At 64.2% G+C, this 16,212-nt stretch carries 17 protein-coding genes; 6 read left to right on the top strand and 11 right to left on the bottom strand.

The annotated features are described in order from the left end of the window. Positions 1 to 10 precede the first annotated feature (10 nt). Positions 11 to 1,486 (bottom strand): NADP-dependent succinate-semialdehyde dehydrogenase, encoded by a 1,476-nt coding sequence (gene gabD / locus ACJ8IP_RS07030; RefSeq protein WP_164057885.1) that lies wholly within the window; start codon positions 1,484 to 1,486, stop codon positions 11 to 13. A gap of 211 nt (positions 1,487 to 1,697) precedes the next feature. Here gabD and ACJ8IP_RS07025 point away from each other — a divergent pair, with 211 nt between their 5' ends. Next, the gene (locus tag ACJ8IP_RS07025) at positions 1,698 to 1,913 is read left to right on the top strand and encodes a glycogen synthase (RefSeq protein WP_042784935.1); all 216 of its coding nucleotides are present in this window, start codon (positions 1,698 to 1,700) and stop codon (positions 1,911 to 1,913) included. A gap of 42 nt (positions 1,914 to 1,955) precedes the next feature. Here the strand turns inward: ACJ8IP_RS07025 and ACJ8IP_RS07020 are convergent, their stop codons facing one another. Together ACJ8IP_RS07020 and ACJ8IP_RS07015 are read right to left on the bottom strand one after the other, a co-directional pair. Continuing rightward, positions 1,956 to 2,870 carry a pyridoxamine 5'-phosphate oxidase family protein gene (locus ACJ8IP_RS07020; RefSeq protein WP_164057884.1) on the bottom strand — a complete coding sequence of 305 codons (915 nt, stop codon included), beginning with the start codon at positions 2,868 to 2,870 and terminating at the stop codon, positions 1,956 to 1,958. 4 nt (positions 2,871 to 2,874) lie between these two features. Then, entirely contained in the window at positions 2,875 to 3,492 is a 618-nt protein-coding gene (locus ACJ8IP_RS07015; RefSeq protein ID WP_046687379.1) for a glutathione S-transferase family protein, read from the bottom strand. Positions 3,493 to 3,590: 98 nt separating this feature from the next. Between ACJ8IP_RS07015 and ACJ8IP_RS07010 the strand changes: the two genes are divergently transcribed. From ACJ8IP_RS07010 to ACJ8IP_RS06990, 5 genes are all read left to right on the top strand, one after another. Next, complete coding sequence (locus ACJ8IP_RS07010) at positions 3,591 to 4,502, top strand: LysR family transcriptional regulator (protein WP_164057883.1); 912 nt, start codon at positions 3,591 to 3,593, stop codon at positions 4,500 to 4,502. A gap of 147 nt (positions 4,503 to 4,649) precedes the next feature. Then, the gene (locus ACJ8IP_RS07005; protein WP_042784932.1) at positions 4,650 to 5,447 is read left to right on the top strand and encodes an alpha/beta hydrolase; all 798 of its coding nucleotides are present in this window, start codon (positions 4,650 to 4,652) and stop codon (positions 5,445 to 5,447) included. A gap of 1 nt (position 5,448) precedes the next feature. Then, positions 5,449 to 5,820 carry a RidA family protein gene (locus ACJ8IP_RS07000; RefSeq protein WP_033643621.1) on the top strand — a complete coding sequence of 124 codons (372 nt, stop codon included), beginning with the start codon at positions 5,449 to 5,451 and terminating at the stop codon, positions 5,818 to 5,820. A 58-nt stretch (positions 5,821 to 5,878) separates the two neighbouring features. Beyond that, a complete protein-coding gene (locus ACJ8IP_RS06995) occupies positions 5,879 to 7,066 on the top strand; it encodes an amino acid aminotransferase (protein ID WP_042784931.1) in 1,188 nt (395 codons plus the stop codon). Positions 7,067 to 7,086: 20 nt separating this feature from the next. Further along, positions 7,087 to 8,484, top strand: a complete 1,398-nt coding sequence (locus ACJ8IP_RS06990; protein ID WP_122016272.1) for an amino acid permease — start codon at positions 7,087 to 7,089, stop codon at positions 8,482 to 8,484. A 36-nt stretch (positions 8,485 to 8,520) separates the two neighbouring features. On the opposite strand, the gene paaY is transcribed toward ACJ8IP_RS06990, so the two are convergent. The 8 genes from paaY to paaF form a co-directional block, all read right to left on the bottom strand. Next, entirely contained in the window at positions 8,521 to 9,117 is a 597-nt protein-coding gene (paaY, locus tag ACJ8IP_RS06985; RefSeq protein ID WP_033643617.1) for a phenylacetic acid degradation protein PaaY, read from the bottom strand. Between the two features lie 12 nt (positions 9,118 to 9,129). After that, positions 9,130 to 10,068 carry a phenylacetic acid degradation operon negative regulatory protein PaaX gene (gene paaX / locus ACJ8IP_RS06980; RefSeq protein WP_042784929.1) on the bottom strand — a complete coding sequence of 313 codons (939 nt, stop codon included), beginning with the start codon at positions 10,066 to 10,068 and terminating at the stop codon, positions 9,130 to 9,132. 78 nt (positions 10,069 to 10,146) lie between these two features. Further along, positions 10,147 to 11,454, bottom strand: a complete 1,308-nt coding sequence (paaK, locus tag ACJ8IP_RS06975) for a phenylacetate--CoA ligase PaaK (protein ID WP_016927188.1) — start codon at positions 11,452 to 11,454, stop codon at positions 10,147 to 10,149. A gap of 15 nt (positions 11,455 to 11,469) precedes the next feature. Then, positions 11,470 to 12,675 (bottom strand): 3-oxoadipyl-CoA thiolase, encoded by a 1,206-nt coding sequence (gene pcaF / locus ACJ8IP_RS06970; protein WP_442524337.1) that lies wholly within the window; start codon positions 12,673 to 12,675, stop codon positions 11,470 to 11,472. Next, positions 12,672 to 13,112, bottom strand: coding sequence for a hydroxyphenylacetyl-CoA thioesterase PaaI (gene paaI / locus ACJ8IP_RS06965; RefSeq protein ID WP_033650803.1), 441 nt, complete (start codon positions 13,110 to 13,112; stop codon positions 12,672 to 12,674). Before paaI ends, pcaF begins: the two co-directional genes overlap by 4 nt. Continuing rightward, positions 13,109 to 14,641, bottom strand: coding sequence for a 3-hydroxyacyl-CoA dehydrogenase (locus tag ACJ8IP_RS06960; RefSeq protein ID WP_164106703.1), 1,533 nt, complete (start codon positions 14,639 to 14,641; stop codon positions 13,109 to 13,111). The genes paaI and ACJ8IP_RS06960 overlap by 4 nt, the downstream gene beginning before the upstream one ends. Positions 14,642 to 14,643: 2 nt before the next feature. Beyond that, on the bottom strand, positions 14,644 to 15,435 hold the full coding sequence (gene paaG, locus ACJ8IP_RS06955) for a 2-(1,2-epoxy-1,2-dihydrophenyl)acetyl-CoA isomerase PaaG (RefSeq protein ID WP_033643612.1): 792 nt from the start codon (positions 15,433 to 15,435) through the stop codon (positions 14,644 to 14,646). Between the two features lie 3 nt (positions 15,436 to 15,438). Further along, positions 15,439 to 16,212 (bottom strand): 2,3-dehydroadipyl-CoA hydratase PaaF, encoded by a 774-nt coding sequence (paaF, locus tag ACJ8IP_RS06950; RefSeq protein WP_099786170.1) that lies wholly within the window; start codon positions 16,210 to 16,212, stop codon positions 15,439 to 15,441.

The following is a 16,212-nucleotide window of genomic DNA, read 5'->3' as shown; positions in this document are numbered from 1 at the left end:
GCCCCTCACATCAGGCATCCAAACCGCCGAGGCACAGGTATTTGATTTCGAGATAGTCTTCGATGCCGTATTTTGAGCCTTCACGGCCCAAACCGGAGTGTTTCATGCCGCCGAACGGCGCCACTTCGGTGGAGATCAGCCCTTCGTTGATGCCGACAATACCGTACTCCAGCGCTTCGGCCACGCGCATCACCCGGCCGATGTCGCGGCTGTAGAAGTAAGCGGCCAGGCCGAACGGCGTGTCGTTGGCCAGTTCGACGGCGTCGGCTTCCTGGCTGAAGCGGATCAGAGGCGCCACCGGGCCGAACGTCTCCTCGCGGAAGATTTTCGCCGTGCGCGGCACGTCGGTCAGGATGGTCGGGCTGAAGAAATTGCCGCCCAGCGCGTCAGGCTTGCCGCCCAGCAGCACCGAAGCGCCGTGCTCGACGGCGTCGGCGATATGCTCGCGCACTTTCTCCACCGCATCCGGGTTAATCAACGGGCCTATGGTGACGCCGTCATCCAGGCCGTTGCCGACTTTCAGCTTGGCGACGGCGGCTTTCAGTTTGGCGGCGAAGGCATCGTATACGCCGTCTTGCACCAGAAAACGGTTGGTGCAGACGCAGGTCTGGCCGGCGTTGCGGTATTTCGAGGCGACCGCGCCGGCCACGGCGGCATCCAGATCGGCGTCGTCAAACACGATAAACGGCGCGTTGCCGCCCAGCTCCATGCTGGTTTTCTTGATGGTGGGCGCACACTGGGACAGCAGCTGCGCCCCCACTTCGGTGCTGCCGGTGAAGGAGAGTTTGCGCACGTCCGGGTTGGCGGTGAGTTCGCCGCCGATGCCTTTGCTGGGGCCTGTTATCACGTTGCACACCCCGGCGGGCAACCCGGCGCGCTCCGCCAGCACGGCGATCGCCAGCGCCGAGAACGGCGTTTGGCTGGCGGGGCGGATCACCCCGGTGCAGCCGGCGGCCCAGCCGGGGCCGGCTTTACGGGTGATCATCGCCGCCGGGAAGTTCCACGGGGTGATGGCGGCGAACACGCCGATCGGCTCTTTTTGCACGATGATGCGGCGACCGGCCTGCGGCTGTGGAATGGTGTCGCCATACACCCGCTTGCCTTCCTCGGCGAACCATTCGATAAAGGAGGCGGCATAGGCGATTTCACCGCGGCTTTCGGCCAACGGTTTGCCCTGTTCCGCCGTCATGATGCGCGCCAGATCTTCCTGATTTTCCATCATCAGCTCAAACAGCCGCCGCAGCTTGCCGGCGCGCTCTTTGGCGGTCAGCGCGCGCCAGGCGGGCAGCGCTTTTTTGGCGGCGGCGATGGCGCGAGCGGTTTCTTCGGCGCCGAAGGCCGGCACGTGGCCGATCCGCTCGCCGTTGGCGGGGTTATGAATGGCGATCGTGCGGCCTTCCTGGGCCGGCAACCATTGCCCGTCGATGTAATTGGCCTCGCGGAACAGCGTGGGATCCTTGAGGGTGGCGCGGATACTGATGCTCATGAGTCTCTTCCTTTGCTGAGTTCAACGGAGTGGTCTATTCCATACGGCTACCCTTTACCCTAGCAAACTTTGCCGCCGCCGTTTGCCAACGCGACGACAAGATGGCCGTTTTCTCACTGCGCATCTTCTGTACAAAAAATATCCGCCGTCGGGTCGATACTGAAAGAGCAGGCATATGACCCTTTTCGATGTGATTAAAAGGAGTGTGCGAATGATGAAATCAGTAGACAGACATTTCGCGGCCTACGGCAGCGAAATGGATTTTTTGGCGTCGAGCATCGCCCTGATGGAATGGCAAGGGCGGCAGATTGACGCCGGGCAGGTGGCCGGCAATATGTCGGAGCAGCAAAGCCGCCTGTTCTTTGCGCGGTTGAATTATTTTCGTCAGCTTTATCAGGCCGCATCGGCGGCCGAACACAGCCTGTAATTTCCGATCCAGCCCCGCTGCCGCGGGGCTTTTCATTTCAGCTCAGCGGCGCCACACCCCGGTCGCCAGCGTCGCCGGCGAATACTCCAGATTGCGCCCTCGCCACGGCAGCGCCGCCGCAAAACGCCAGGCGCGGCGCACGTCAAATCGCCAATAGCGTTCCGCCCCTTCGACGCCGGGATCCCCTTCCGCCTGCCAGAGGATTTGCGTTTCCCCCTGCAGATGCAGCACGTCGCCGCGATCGAAATCGATGAACAGCAGCGCCGCCCGCGGTTCGGCCAGCAGATTGCCCAGCGTGTTCATGTAGCGGTTGCCGCGAAAGTCCGGCATCCACAGCGTGTCACCTTCCAGGTGGATAAAGCCGGGGCGGCCGCCGCGATGGGAAATATCCACGCCGCCCTGCGCCAGTGCCAGGTGCGCGCAGCTGGCGACGAAGCAGGTGTCCGCGGCGCGGATCAGCGCCTGCGCCGCCGCATCCAGCACGGCCAAATGCTCAACCGGCTGCGGCCGGCTGTCCACCGGGTAGAGTTCGCGGCGCTGAATGTACTGCGGGCAGTTGCCGAAGCTTTGCTGAACGAGGATTTCCACCCGGTTTTTGTCGGTGCGGCCGACGGCGCCGTTGGCGCGGTTGCGCCGCCGGTTGCTGAAATCCAGCCCCAGCGCGCCGACCGGCTTGCCGGGCAGCAACAGCGCCTGGGCGGGATCGTCGCTGCGGCGCGACGCGCTGATGCGTAAATGCGTGTCGTCTGGCGTGCGTAAAAATCCGGGCGGGCCGGTGAACAGGGTGGCGATGGGCCAGCCTTGTTCATCCAGCGTGGCGACAAACAGGTAGGGCAGCGCGGCGAAAAACGCGCGGTGCTGATCCGGCATCGCGGGGTAGATGCCGCCGCCTACGCCGCCAAACCCGGCCAGCGTCTGCGCGCGCAGCTCATCGGGATGGAACAGTTGCGGGATCATGGCGTCAGCTCCCCGCCGGTTCCGGCAGGGCCGGCATGGCAAAGAAGCCGGGCAGTGCAGCGATGCGCGCCGCCCAGCGACGTATCGCAGGGTAAGGCGACAGCGAAATGCCGCCTTCGGCCGCGACCGCCACGTAGCTGTGGCAGGCCAGATCGGCGATGGTGGGGTGTTCGGTGGCCAGGTAGTCCCGCTCGCTCAGGTGCTGTTCCATCTGCGGCAGGAAACGATCGCTGACCGCCCGCGCCGCCTGATAGTCCTCCGGCACGGCGAATTGGGCGATCAGTCGGCAGGCCGCCGGGCCGTAGCGGACTTCACCGGCGGCTTTGGAAAGCCAGGCCTGCACTCGCGCCGCCGCGGCCGGCTGTTCCGGCAGCCAGTGGCTGTCCGGCGCATAGCGCTTCACCAGATAGACCAGAATGGCGTTGCTGTCGGCCAGCGTCAGATCGCCATCCTGCAAGACCGGGATCTGGCCGAACGGGTTGAGCCGGCGGAAGGCTGCGCTCTGCCGTACGTCCGCCGAGGCTTCGACCCATGCATAGGGCAGCGCCAGCATGCGCAGCAGCAACGCCACGCGATGAACGTGGCCGGAAAGCGGGGTGCCGTAGAGTGTGATGGTGGACATGGCGTTTCTCCTCAGTGCTTTTTGTCAGCATACTCTTGCGTTGAACGAGCGAAATCCGGCAATGTGGAAATTGATAATTTCACTTTTCGGAAGAATCTATGGATCGGTTAGACGAGTTGGCGATTTTCGTGGCGGTGGTGCAGCAAGGCAGCCTGGCGGCGGCCGGGCGCAAACTGCGGCGTTCGGCGCCGGCGATCACCCGGGCCATCGCCGCGCTGGAACAGCGTTTCGGCACCCGATTGGTGGAGCGCACGACCCGGCGGCTGGCGCCCACCGAGGCGGGTGCGCGGCTGTTGGAGCGTGCGCAACGGCTGCTGCAGGATTATCAGGCGGTGGTGCAGGATACCGCCGAAGCGCAGCTGAGCGGCTTGCTGCGCGTTACCTCGCCGGTGCAGTTCGGCCGCCGGTACGTGGCGCCGGTGGTGATGGCATTTCTCGATGATTACCCGCAGATGCAGATCGAAATGGTATTGAACGATCGCAATCTCGATCTAATTGACGAAGGGTTGGATATCGCGGTGCGCATCGGTCATCTGCAGGACTCTTCACGCGTGGCGCGGCGGCTGGGGCAGGTCAGCCGGGTGACGGTCGCCAGCCCGGATTACCTGGCGCGCTGCGGTGAACCGCGATCGCCGGCGCAGCTGGCGGAGCACGCCACCATCGTCGGCACCCAGCGGCCGTCGCTGCGCGAATGGCGCTTCGGCCCGCAGGAAAACGGCGAGCGCGTGCGATTGACGCCCCGGCTGTTGCTCAACGACGTGGAAGCGCAACTGCTGGCGGTGCGCGCCGGCAAGGGCGTCGCCCGGTTGCTCTCGTATCAGGTGGCGGACGATTTGGCCGCCGGCACGCTGGTGCGGCTGTTGACGGATCATGAGCCGTTGCCGATGCCGGTACAGCTGGTGGCGCAGCAGGCGCAGCACATGCCGCTGAAGGTGCGCGCCTTTTGGGATTATGCATTTGAACGGCTCAGCGCCTTGCCGAAAATTCAGCTGGACGGGCGGGGGAAATAAACGCAAAAAGTTTCATGGGTTAAACTTTTTCATTATTCATCAGGTTTTATTTTACCGGGCGCGCATTGCTGATGCGCCCGTCTTGACAATAATTTTGTCGGTGCTAATAGTTAATTCACATCTTAAATAATAAACGAAGTTTAATATATGAAACCACTTGCGGGGAGTTATGACAACGGCGCCACGGTGGATAATGAAGCGGCTATTTTGACTTCATTTCAAACCCGCAGCGCGGCTGTTTATAAACAGACGCGCCATGAAAATAATATTGCTTATGGCAACGGGGAACGTGAAAAATTTGATTGGCTCTATTCTGCAAAGCAGCATCAGGGGACGTTAATTTTTATTCACGGCGGCTATTGGCAATTTTGCGATAAGGCGGATTTCGCCTTTATCGCCGCCGGGCCGCTGGCGTTGGGTTTTGACGTGGTGTTGGTGGAATATGCGCTCGCACCGGCGGTGGATCTCGACGAAATATGCCGACAGATCGGAATGGCACTGGATGCCATTCAGCGCCGCCTGCCGCCGCACTACGCCCATCCGGTTTATCTGTGCGGCCATTCCGCCGGCGGGCAGTTGGCGGCGCTCTGGCAGCAGCATGCGTTGGTGGATGCCGTCTTTCCCATCAGCGGCCTGTTCGAGCTGGCGCCGCTGCAACAAAGCTATGTCAATCGGGCGCTGCAGTTGACCACGCGGCAAATTGAAACGCTCAGCCCGGCGCGCCGCCTGCCGACGCGCGGCAAGCCGCTTACGCTGTATTACGGCGCATTGGAGCTGCCGGAACTGAGAGGTCAGTCGCAACACTATCATGCGGCGCTGCGCCAACGCGGGCTGCCGGCTGAACTGGTCGCGGTGCCAGGCGCCAACCATTTCACCATCCTGGATGCGTTGTTCGCCGCCGACGGCGCGCTGCTTCGCCAACTTGACCACCACGGGAACCACTGACATGCGCGAGATTGTAGAGACCGGGCTGCCGGATATCGGCCAGCCTTTTTCCTGGGCCACCCGGGGCGGCGGCATGCTGTTTACCGCCCACGGCCCGGTGCGGGCGGACGGCAGCATCGACACCGGCGCGCCGGAGCGACAGATTGCGCTGACCTTCGATAACCTGGCGCAGACGCTGAAGGCGGCGGGCAGCCACAGCGATAAGGTGCTGCAGGTGATCGTGTATCTTACCGACGTTAACGACGTTAAATGGCTCGATGATATTTACCGGAAATACTTTAATTATCCTTATCCCAATCGCTCCACGGTTATCGTCGAGAAATTGGTGGTGCCCGGAATGAAAATAGAAATTACCGTCAGCGCCATCGCCTGATTTAATTTCTCCTTAAGCCTGTCTTCATATTAATTCAATAACGAGTTAAGGATGCGTCATGTTTAAACAGATTGCACCTTCCGCCGCCGATCCTATTATGTCGCTGATGGAAGCCTATTTGCAGGATCCCAATCCACAAAAAGTGAATTTAGGCATTGGGCTGTATTACGATCGGCAGGGGAATATTCCGCTGATGCGCGCGGTTGAGGCGGCCGAGCAGCGGTTGCTGGCGCTGCGCCGCCCGCACGGTTATCCGCCGATCGAAGGTTCGCCGCAGTTCGCCCGCCAGGTGCAGGCGCTGCTGTTCGGTGAGCAACAGGCGGCCGAGATCGCCACGGTGCAGACCGTCGGCGGCTCCGGCGCGTTGAAGCTGGCGGCGGATTTTTTGCGCCACTTTCTGGCGCGCGGTGAAATCTGGGTGTCCGATCCTACCTGGGCCAATCATTGGGCGATTTTCGAAGGCGCCGGGCTGCGGGTGAATACCTATCCCTACTTTGATGAAGCGGCGGGCGGCCTGCGTTTCGCCGCCATGCTCGACGCGCTGGACAGCCTGCCGCCGGGCAGCGTGGTCTTGCTGCACCCTTGTTGCCACAACCCAACCGGCACCGATCTGACGGCGGAGCAGTGGCGCGCCACGCTCGCCGTGCTGCAACGACGCAGCCTGCTGCCGCTGTTCGACATCGCCTATCAGGGCTTCGGCGACGGGCTGGAGGAAGACTGCTTTGCATTGCGCGAAGCGCTGAAAACCGATCTGCCGTTTTTGGTCTGCAATTCGTTTTCCAAAAACGTCGCGCTGTACGGCCAGCGTCTGGGCGCGCTGTCGGTGCGCTGCGCCGACGCGGAAAATGCCGCCAACGTCAAAGGGGCGTTAAAAACGCTGATCCGTCGCAGCTACTCCTGCCCGCCGACGCACGGCAGCCAGATCGTGGAAACCCTGCTTGGCGACGCCGAACTCGGCGAGCTTTGGCGCGATGAGCTGGCGGAAATGCGCTCACGCATCAAGCAAATGCGTGAACAGCTGGCCGCCGGGCTGGCGCAGGGCGGCTCTTCGCTGGAGCACCGGCGCATTCGCGAGCAGCGCGGCATGTTCAGCTATACCGGCCTGAACGAAGCTCAGCTGCAGACCCTGCGGCAGCGCTACGCCATCTATCTGGTCTCGCCCGGCCGCATGTGTCTGCCGGGGCTTAACCCCGGCAACATCGACTATGTGACCGCCGCGATCCTCGACGTCACCCGTACCGCCTAACTCCGCCCGGGAGCACAGCCATGCCACAGATGAATGATTTTGAGCATATCGCCCGCCGCCAGGGCGGGTTGAACAAGCATCTTACCGCCGGGCAGATGTCGATGCTGGCGATCGGCGGCGCCATCGGCACCGGGCTGTTTCTCGGCAGCGCCTACGCCATTCAGATGGCGGGGCCGTCGGTATTGCTGAGCTACCTGATCGGTGGCGTCATTGCGCTGCTGCTGATGGGCAGCCTGGCGGAAATGACCTCCGAACACCCGACGCCCGGCTCGTTCGGCGACTACGCCGAATTCTATCTCGGCCCGCTGTTCGGTTTTCTGGTGCGTTACTCTTACTGGTCTTGCGTGGTGCTGGCGGTGGGCACCGAAGTCACCGCCATCGGCATGTACATGCAGTTCTGGTTCCCGGCGACGCCGACCTGGCCGTGGGTGCTGCTGTTCTCGGCGGCGGTGATCGTTGTTAACGTGATCGGCGTGAAATCGTTCGGCCAGGTGGAATACGCGCTGTCCACCGTCAAAGTGACGGCGATCGTGGCGTTTATTCTGATCGGCATCGGCATTCTGGCGTTCTCGGGCAACCCGGCCTACGGCCTGCGCAACCTGACCGCCGGCGGCTTTATGCCGTTTGGCGTCAAGGGCATGTGGTTCGCGGTGATCGTGTCCATCTTCAGCTACCTGAGCATTGAAATGATCGCGGTGGCCGCCGGCGAGGCGAAGAATCCGGTGATTGCGGTGAAGGCGGCGTTCAAGGGCACCATCGTGCGGCTGTTCATCTTCTACATGCTGTCGATCGCCCTGATGCTGGCCATCGTGCCCTGGCGCCAGTCCGGCACCGGCGAAAGCCCGTTCCTGATGGCGATGAACGTGATCCATCTGCCCGCCGCCGCCGGTATTTTCAACTTTATCGTGCTGGTAGCGGCGCTGTCGGCAATGAACAGCCAGCTGTATATCACCACTCGCATGATGTTCTCGCTGTCGCGCGCCGGGCAGGCGCCGGCGGCGTTGGGGCGCGTCAGCCGGCGCGGTATTCCGGTCAATGCGCTGGCGATGTCGTGCATCGGTATCGTGGTGTCTATCGTGCTGAGCCTGGTGGCGCCGGAAACCTCGTTCGCCGCCATGATGTCTATCTCGGTGTATGGCGCCTGCTTTACCTGGCTGATGATTTTCGTCACCCACCTGTTCTTCCGCCGCCGGCATCGGCAGACCCACCTGAAATTTCGCATGTGGGGCTTTCCCTATACCACCTTGCTCGGCGCCGGGCTGATGGCGGCGTTGATGATCTCGACGGCGTTTACCGAATTCTTCCGCATGACGCTGTGGTTCGGTATTCCGTTCACTTTGCTGCTGGTGGCGGCTTATCACTTCCAGAGCCGCCGCGCGGTTGCGCCGTCGCCGTTCAAGGCGCCGGAAGTGGAGTAATGAGAGGGGACTGAGGCGCGCCTTCAGCCCCTGAGACTAAAGCTGGCTTTTCGGGATCAGGTGGTCGCCGAAGCTCAGGCGCCGGCGGCCCGGTTCGATTTCGGTCAGCGGCGCCACTTCGTGCAGCGAGGATTTGCAGCGCTGCACCAAATCCTGATACTCGCGGGTGCCGGCGATCTTCCAGGCCAGCTCCTGTTCGGTCAGATCGCGCAGCACGCGCGCCGGGCTGCCGACCACCAGCTTGTTGGCTTCGATCACCGCCGCGGCTTTGACGAACGCCATCGCGCCGACGATGGTGTTCTCGCCGATCTCCGCACCGTCCATCACCACCGCGTTCATGCCCACCATCGCGTTGCGGCGAATGCGGCAGCCGTGCAGGATGGCGCCGTGGCCGATATGGCCGTCTTCTTCCACCACCGTGTCCTGCTGCGGGAAGCCGTGCATCACGCAGTTGTCCTGAATGTTGGCGCCGTCGCAGATCACCAGGCGGCCAAAATCGCCGCGCAGGCTGGCGTTCGGGCCGATATACACGTGTTTGCCGACGATCACGTCGCCAATCAGCACCGCCGTCGGGTGCACGTAACTGCTGGGGTCAACGACCGGCGTCAGGCCGTCAATCTGATACACAGGCATAGCGTGAGTTCCTTAATATGTAGGGTCGCGCGGTAGGCCGCCGAAGCGCCGATAGTAGCCGGCGGCCGGCGCGGGCAGGGCGCCGATGGTGGTCTCCGCCAGCGCGCTGACGTAGTCCGTCGCGGCGCGATCGACCTGCTGATAGAGATTGATGCACAGATTGCGGGCGATCTGGCCCTCCCACTGGGCGGGCAGCAGCGCGTCCGGCAGCAGCGGATCTTTCAACACCACGCGACGGAAGAAGTGAATCAATAATAGCTTAATCTGGAAACAGCGCAGCGGCGTCAGCGCCGCCGGGTCGACTTCGCGCAGCAGCGCCATCAGCGGCCGGAAAGAGACGATAAACTCATGATAACCGGCCGCTACCTCGCTCAATGACCAGCAGTCGGCCACCAGTTTCTGCAGCGTTTGCTCGGAGCGGTTGTAGGGGTAATCGGCGCGGAAGTAGATCACCTGCTCGCTGGCGTTCAATTCGCCGAGCAGCGCCGTCACGTCGGTTTGCGCATGAGTGGGGGCGGCCATCAGGTTGTTGGCGATCTGCCCGAACCCGAGCCAGCCCAGCTCTTTTTTCAGCCGCGCGCGCGCGTTTTTTTCGGCGCATTCCAGCAGCAACAGCTCCCATTTGCCGTCCCAGGCGGGCTGCTCGCGCAGATAGATCTTCGATTCGGCGTGGCGGAACTGGCGCATTCCCTGCTCGGTCACGCGGTAGAAGCTGCGGCGGCCGATTTTCTCCACCGCCAGCCACCCCTCTTTCTGCAGGCGGAACACCGAGGTGCGCACGAAGCGATCGCCGAAACCGAAGGCCTCCAGCAGCGCGCTCAGGCTGCCGAGCCACACTTCGCCGCCGCGGTGGCTGAGCGCGTCGCCGTACAGCGAAATGATCAGCGACGTGCCGCTGATCGGCTGGGCGTCGACGGCATGGCGAATGAACTCATCCAGTTTATGTTCCATATTTTTCCATGGGTTAGCCTTCGATGAGCCACAACATTACCATAATTTGGGGCGGCGTCATCCGTGACGCCGTGCGCCTCAGCGCGGCCGCAGATCGACCACGCGCTGCGCCTTGCCTTCCGAGCGCGGAATATCGCCGCAGTTGGCGATGCTGACGTCGGTGCTGACGCCCACGATCGATTTGATGTGGTGGCGCAGCTGGTGGCAGATATCGCAACGCTGCTGATGGCTGAGGCTGAGCGCCGATTCTTTCAGCTCGACGCGCACCGCCAGCGTGTCCAGATGCCCGCTGCGGCTGACCTGCAGTTGATAGTGCGGCGACAGCTGCTCGAACTGCATGATCTGTTCTTCCACCTGCGACGGGAAGACGTTGACGCCGCGGATGATCAGCATGTCGTCGGAGCGGCCGGTGATCTTGCCCATGCGGCGCATCTGGCGTGCGTCGCCCGGCAGCAGCCGGGTGAGATCGCGGGTGCGGTAGCGGATCACCGGCAGCGCCTCTTTGGTCAGGGTGGTGAACACCAGTTCGCCGTGCTCGCCGTCCGGCAGGGCGATGCCGGTCTCCGGGCAGATGATCTCCGGCAGGAAGTGGTCTTCCCAAATGGTGGGGCCGCCGCCGCTTTCCAGACATTCCATCGCCACGCCCGGCCCCATCACCTCCGACAGGCCGTAAATATCCAGCGCCTTGATGCCCATGCGGGTTTCGATTTCGTGGCGCAGGGCTTCGGTCCAGGGTTCGGCACCGAACACGCCGAGCCGCAGCGAGCAGCCGCGCGCGTCGCCGCCCATTTTGCGCTCCAGTTCATCGATCAGCGTCAGGCAGTAGGACGGCGTCACCATGATGATGTCGGGTTTGAAATCGAGGATCAGCTGCGCCTGGCGTTCCGTCTGCCCGCCGGACATCGGGATCACCGTGGCGCCGAGCCGCTCCGCGCCGTAGTGTGCCCCCAGGCCGCCGGTAAACAGGCCGTAACCGTAGGCGACGTGCACCTTGTCTTTGGCGGTGGCGCCGCCGGCGCGCAGGCAGCGGGCGACGATATCGGCCCAGTTATCGATGTCGCGCTGGGTGTAGCCCACCACCGTCGGGCGGCCGGTGGTGCCCGAGGAAGCGTGGATGCGCACCACCTGTTCCATCGGCACCGCGAAGGTGTCGAACGGGTAGTTGTCGCGCAGATCCTGCTTGGTGGTGTAGGGGAAGCGCGCCAGATCGCTCAGCTGCTTAAGATCGTCGGGGTGTACGCCCGCCTGATCGAACTTGCGCTTGTACATCGGTACATTGTCGTAGGCGTGGTGCAGCGTCCACTTCAAACGCGCCAACTGCAACGCTTCAATCTCATCGCGCGAGGCGAATTCGATCGTTTCGAGGGGCTGTGGATTTATTGTCATGGTTAGCCTCAGGGGTCAGACACGCTCAATGATCATGGCGATGCCTTGGCCCACGCCGATGCACATGGTGCACAGAGCGTAGCGGCCGGCTCGCCGTTCCAGTTCAAACAGGGCGGCCAGCGCCAGGCGCGCGCCGCTCATGCCCAGCGGGTGCCCCAGAGCGATCGCGCCGCCGTTGGGGTTGACCTGCGGGGCATCGTCCGGCAGGCCAAGCTGGCGCATCACCGCCAACGCCTGGGCGGCGAACGCTTCGTTCAGTTCGATGACGTCCATCTGCGCCAGGCTCAGCCCGGCGATCTCCAGCACCTTGCGGGTGGCCGGCAGCGGGCCGATGCCCATCAGCCGCGGTTCCACGCCGCAGGTGGCGGTGGCAAGGATGCGCGCGCGCGGCGTCAGGCCCTGGCGCGCCGCCATCGCTTCGGAGGCGACGATCAGCGCGGCCGCGCCGTCGTTCAGCCCCGAGGCGTTGCCGGCGGTGACGCTGCCGGGTTGACGGAACGGGGTTTTCAGCGCCTGCAGCTGATCGAAGGTGGTGTCGGCGCGCGGGTGTTCATCCTGGCTGAACAGGGTGACTGCGCCTTTTTTACCGGTGATGTTGACCGGCGCTATCTCCTGCGCCAGGTATCCCAGCGCCTGCGCCCGGGCGGCGCGCTGCTGGCTGCGCAGCGCAAAGGCGTCCTGATCGGCGCGGCTGATGTTGAACTGCGCCGCGACGTTTTCGGCGGTCTCCGGCATCGAATCGGTGCCGAACTCGGCCTGCATGCGCGGGTTGACGAAGCGCCAGCCGAGGGTGGTGTCGTACAGCTGCGTCTGGCGGCTGAAGGCGCTGTCGGCCTTGCCCATCACCAGCGGCGCTCGGGTCATCGATTCCGCGCCGCCGGCCAGCATCAGCCCGGCGTCGCCGGCTTTGATGCTGCGCGCCGCCATCGCCAGCGCGTCCAGGCCCGAACCGCACAGGCGGTTCACCGTGGTGCCGGAAACGCCGACCGGCAGCCCGGCCAGCAGCAGCGCCATGCGCGCCAGGTTGCGGTTGTCTTCCCCGGCCTGGTTGGCGCAGCCGAGGATCACGTCGTCCAGCTGTGCCCAGTCCACCTGGGGATGGCGCTCCAGCAGCACGCGCAGCGGCAGGGCGGCGAGATCGTCGGCCCTCACCTGGGCCAGCGCGCCGCCATAGCGGCCGATCGGGGTGCGCACGCCGTCGCAGATAAATGCCTGATTCATGCCCGATCTCCTAAAATGCTGTGGCCGAGGCGGTGCGCGCGGCCGCGAAACCAGGCGACGGTTTTGCCCTGTTGATTGACGATTTCGACGTCATACAGCCCGGTGGCTTTGCCCTGATGGCGCATCTGCGCGCTGGCGGTGAGGCGATCGCCGGCCAGCGCCGGGCGGACGAAGTCGATGCTGCAGCCGGAAGCCACCGCCGCCAGCCCCTGGCTGTTGCAGGCGTAGGCGAAGGCGGTATCCGCCAGGCTGAACAGCTGGCCGCCATGGCAAGTCTGGTGGCCATTGAGCATCTGCGGGCCGACGGTCATGCTGACCTGCGCGTACCCGACGTCGACGGCATCGATGTGCATCCCCATCGCCTGAGCGCAGGTATCTTGCTGGAACATCTGTTCGGCGCAGCGCTGAGCCAGCGCGCGCGGCGTATTGGCGTTCATTGTTCGGCTCCTGGGAAAGCGGCGGGGGAAGCGTAGCGGCGCAGCAGCGGCATCGGGCGATAGCGTGCCTCGCCGTAATAGCGTTGCAGGTTTTCCAGCGTCGTCAGGATGTGGCGCCAGCCGAGCGCGGCGCCCCAGGCGAGCGGGCCGCGCGGATAATTGACCCCGCGCAGCATCGCCAGATCGGTATCCTCGGCGCCGGCGACGCCTTTGTTCACCACGTCGAGCGCTTCGTTGGCCAGCATGGCCAGGGTGCGCATCGTCAGCAGGCCGGGGTAATCCGGCAACGGGATGACGCGTTTGCCGAGGGACTGCAGCAGACGGATCGCTTTGGCATTGTGTTGCGCGCCGTTTTGCGCCGCACAGCTGATGGCGATGGCGGAGGCATGCGCATAGTCGGCACAGAGATCGAACAGCACCACGGGCGTTCCACGTTCGTCGGCCAGTTGGCCGGCGGTTTTACCATTGGTTAACATCAGTGTAACGTCGTCGATCGTGACGTGCGGGCTGGTCTGGCCAGGTTGTTTGATCGCCCCCGCATTTTCGCTTAACAGCTGCGCCAAATCGGCCAGCGAAGACCAGTCGCCGTGCAGCGTAACGCGCTGCGGCAGCGCGGCCTGTGCCGGTGGCGCAAAGGCGATCATCTCTGCGGTGGGGCGTTGCGCGTCATAGCGGTAGAAGCCGCGGCCGGATTTGCGGCCGAGGCGCCCGGCGGCCACCAGCTCCTGCTGCACCAGCGAGGGGGTGAAGCGCGGATCCTGGTAGAAGGCCTGATACACCGAGTCGGTCACGGCGTAATTGACGTCCTGGCCGATCAGATCGGTCAACTGCAGCGGGCCCATGGCGAAACCGCCGGCGTCGCGCATTACCGCATCCAGGGTGGCGGCGTCGGCCACCCGTTCCTCCAGCGCGCGCAGGGTTTCGGCGTAGAACGGCCGCGCCACGCGGTTGACGATGAATCCCGGCGTCGAACGACACACGACGCTCTGCTTACCCCAGCGCTGCGCCAGGGCTTGCAGCGCGGCGAGGGTCTCGGCCCCGGTCTCCAGACCGCTGACGATCTCCACCAGCTTCATCAGCGGCGCCGGGTTGAAGAAGTGCAGCCCGGCCATGCGCTGCGGGTGTTGCAAGGCGCCGGCGATGGCGGTGATCGACAGCGAGGAAGTATTGCTGGCGAACAGCGCCGTGGGCGAGCAGATCGCTTCCAGATCGCGGAACAGGCTCTGCTTGATCGCCAGATTTTCCGCCACCGCTTCAATCACCAGCGCGCTGTCGGCCAGTTGCTCGAGCGAATCGGCGCGTTCGAGACGCGCCAGCAGCGCCTCGGTGGTGTTTGCGTCGGCCTTGCCGCCGTCGACCCGCTGCCGCAGGCGGCGAGCGAGTTCGTCGATCGCGCGCTGGGCGGCGGCGGGGGCGATATCGAACAGCCGCACCGGGTGACCGGCGGCGGCGGCCACCTGCGCAATGCCGATGCCCATGGTGCCGGCACCGATCACCGCCACCTGGCCGTTAAGAAGGGGCGCGTTCATGGCTATTTCCCGCTGAAGTTTGGCGTGCGTTTGGCGAAGAACGCGCTGACGCCTTCGCGGTAGTCGTCGCTGCGGCCGCCCAATCGCTGCAGATCGCGTTCCAGATCGAGTTGTTGATCGAGGCTGTTGGTGGCCGAACTGTAGATGGCTTTCTTGATTAGCCCCAGACCGTAAGTCGGCTGGGTGGCCAGATGGCGCGCCAGCGTTTGCGTGCGGTCGGCCAATTCATCCGCCGGCACCACCTGCCAGATCATGCCCCACTCCAGCGCCTGTTGGGCGCTGATTTTGTCGCCCAGCATGGCCATGCCCATCGCGCGGGCGTGGCCGGCCAGCCGCGGCAGGAACCAGCTGCCGCCGGAATCCGGCACCAGCCCCAGGCGGCAGAACGACTGAATAAAACCGGCGTTGTCGGCGGCGATGACGATATCGCACGCCAGAGCCAGCGCGGCGCCGGCGCCGGCCGCCACGCCGTTGACCGCGCACACCACCGGTTTGGGCAGGGCGGTCAGGCGACGGATCAGGGGGTTGTAGAAACGTTCGACCGACAGGCCGAGGTCCGGCGCCTGTTGATCGGCGCTGACGTTGCGATCGTTGAGATCCTGCCCGGCGCAGAAACCGCGGCCGGCGCCGGCGATCAGCAGGCAGCGCACGTTGTCGTCGCGTTCGGCTTGCGTCAGCGCTTCGCTCAGTTGGCGATGCATCTCGTCGTTAAAGCTGTTGAGCCGATCCGGCCGGTTGAGGGTCAGCGTCAACACGCCGGCGTCGAGATGACTGAGAATCAATGCGTTATCCATAAATCAGCGCCCCTGATAGTTTGGCGTACGTTTTTCGAAAAAGGCGGCGATGCCTTCGCGGCGATCGTCGGTGGCGGCCAGGGTGACGAACTGCTGACGCTCCATCGCCAGCCCCTGGCTAAGGCCGGTTTCCTCGGCCTGTTTCAGCGCCTGCTTGGCGGCGCGCAGCGCCAGCGGCGCCTGACGGCTGATGCGATCGGCAATCTGCTGCGTGCGCTCCAGCGTCAGGGCATCGACGCACACTTCGCTGATAAGGCCAGCCTGCAGCGCGGTGCGGGCGTCGATGGCTTCGCCGGTCAGCACCATCTGGCTGGCGCGCGACTTGCCGACGCAGCGGATCAGGCGCTGGGTGCCTCCGGCCCCCGGCATCAGGCCGAGGGTGATCTCCGGCAGGCCGAAGCGGGCGCTTTCGCCGCCGATAACGATGTCGCAGGCCAGCGCCAACTCGCAGCCGGCGCCCAGGGCATAGCCGTTCACCGCCGCCAGCAGCGGCTTGCTGAACTGCGACAGCCGCTGCCACAGCTGCGGACGGCGATCCGCCAGCGCGGCCGGCAGATCCTGCCGTTGCAGCTCGTGCAGATCGGCCCCGGCGGCGAAGAAACGCGCCGCGCCGGCGATCACCACGGCGCCCACGCCGCTGTCGGCATCGGCCTGCTCCAGCAGAAACACCAGCTGTTCCAGGCAAGGGGTGCTCAGGGCATTGCGCGCCTCCGGGCGGTGCAGCGTCAGCGTGACCACGCGGTGCTGCTGCTGGCGCAAAATAAAGGGGGTATCCAT

The organism is Serratia sp. CY52157 (genome assembly GCF_052168495.1).
Taxonomy (GTDB): domain Bacteria; phylum Pseudomonadota; class Gammaproteobacteria; order Enterobacterales; family Enterobacteriaceae; genus Serratia; species Serratia ureilytica.
Note: the sequence above shows the minus strand (reverse complement) of the source record. Positions and strands in the feature narration are given on the sequence as shown.

Excerpts from the sequence above, each read along its gene's own strand:
- gabD (WP_164057885.1), bottom strand. The coding sequence starts at position 1,486 with ATGAGCATCAGTATCCGCGCCACCCTCAAGGATCCCACGCTGTTCCGC.
- ACJ8IP_RS07025 (WP_042784935.1), top strand. The coding sequence starts at position 1,698 with ATGATGAAATCAGTAGACAGACATTTCGCGGCCTACGGCAGCGAAATG.
- ACJ8IP_RS07020 (WP_164057884.1), bottom strand. The coding sequence starts at position 2,870 with ATGATCCCGCAACTGTTCCATCCCGATGAGCTGCGCGCGCAGACGCTG.
- ACJ8IP_RS07015 (WP_046687379.1), bottom strand. The coding sequence starts at position 3,492 with ATGTCCACCATCACACTCTACGGCACCCCGCTTTCCGGCCACGTTCAT.
- ACJ8IP_RS07010 (WP_164057883.1), top strand. The coding sequence starts at position 3,591 with ATGGATCGGTTAGACGAGTTGGCGATTTTCGTGGCGGTGGTGCAGCAA.
- ACJ8IP_RS07005 (WP_042784932.1), top strand. The coding sequence starts at position 4,650 with ATGAAACCACTTGCGGGGAGTTATGACAACGGCGCCACGGTGGATAAT.
- ACJ8IP_RS07000 (WP_033643621.1), top strand. The coding sequence starts at position 5,449 with ATGCGCGAGATTGTAGAGACCGGGCTGCCGGATATCGGCCAGCCTTTT.
- ACJ8IP_RS06995 (WP_042784931.1), top strand. The coding sequence starts at position 5,879 with ATGTTTAAACAGATTGCACCTTCCGCCGCCGATCCTATTATGTCGCTG.
- ACJ8IP_RS06990 (WP_122016272.1), top strand. The coding sequence starts at position 7,087 with ATGCCACAGATGAATGATTTTGAGCATATCGCCCGCCGCCAGGGCGGG.
- paaY (WP_033643617.1), bottom strand. The coding sequence starts at position 9,117 with ATGCCTGTGTATCAGATTGACGGCCTGACGCCGGTCGTTGACCCCAGC.
- paaX (WP_042784929.1), bottom strand. The coding sequence starts at position 10,068 with ATGGAACATAAACTGGATGAGTTCATTCGCCATGCCGTCGACGCCCAG.
- paaK (WP_016927188.1), bottom strand. The coding sequence starts at position 11,454 with ATGACAATAAATCCACAGCCCCTCGAAACGATCGAATTCGCCTCGCGC.
- pcaF (WP_442524337.1), bottom strand. The coding sequence starts at position 12,675 with ATGAATCAGGCATTTATCTGCGACGGCGTGCGCACCCCGATCGGCCGC.
- paaI (WP_033650803.1), bottom strand. The coding sequence starts at position 13,112 with ATGAACGCCAATACGCCGCGCGCGCTGGCTCAGCGCTGCGCCGAACAG.
- ACJ8IP_RS06960 (WP_164106703.1), bottom strand. The coding sequence starts at position 14,641 with ATGAACGCGCCCCTTCTTAACGGCCAGGTGGCGGTGATCGGTGCCGGC.
- paaG (WP_033643612.1), bottom strand. The coding sequence starts at position 15,435 with ATGGATAACGCATTGATTCTCAGTCATCTCGACGCCGGCGTGTTGACG.
- paaF (WP_099786170.1), bottom strand. The coding sequence starts at position 16,212 with ATGGATACCCCCTTTATTTTGCGCCAGCAGCAGCACCGCGTGGTCACG.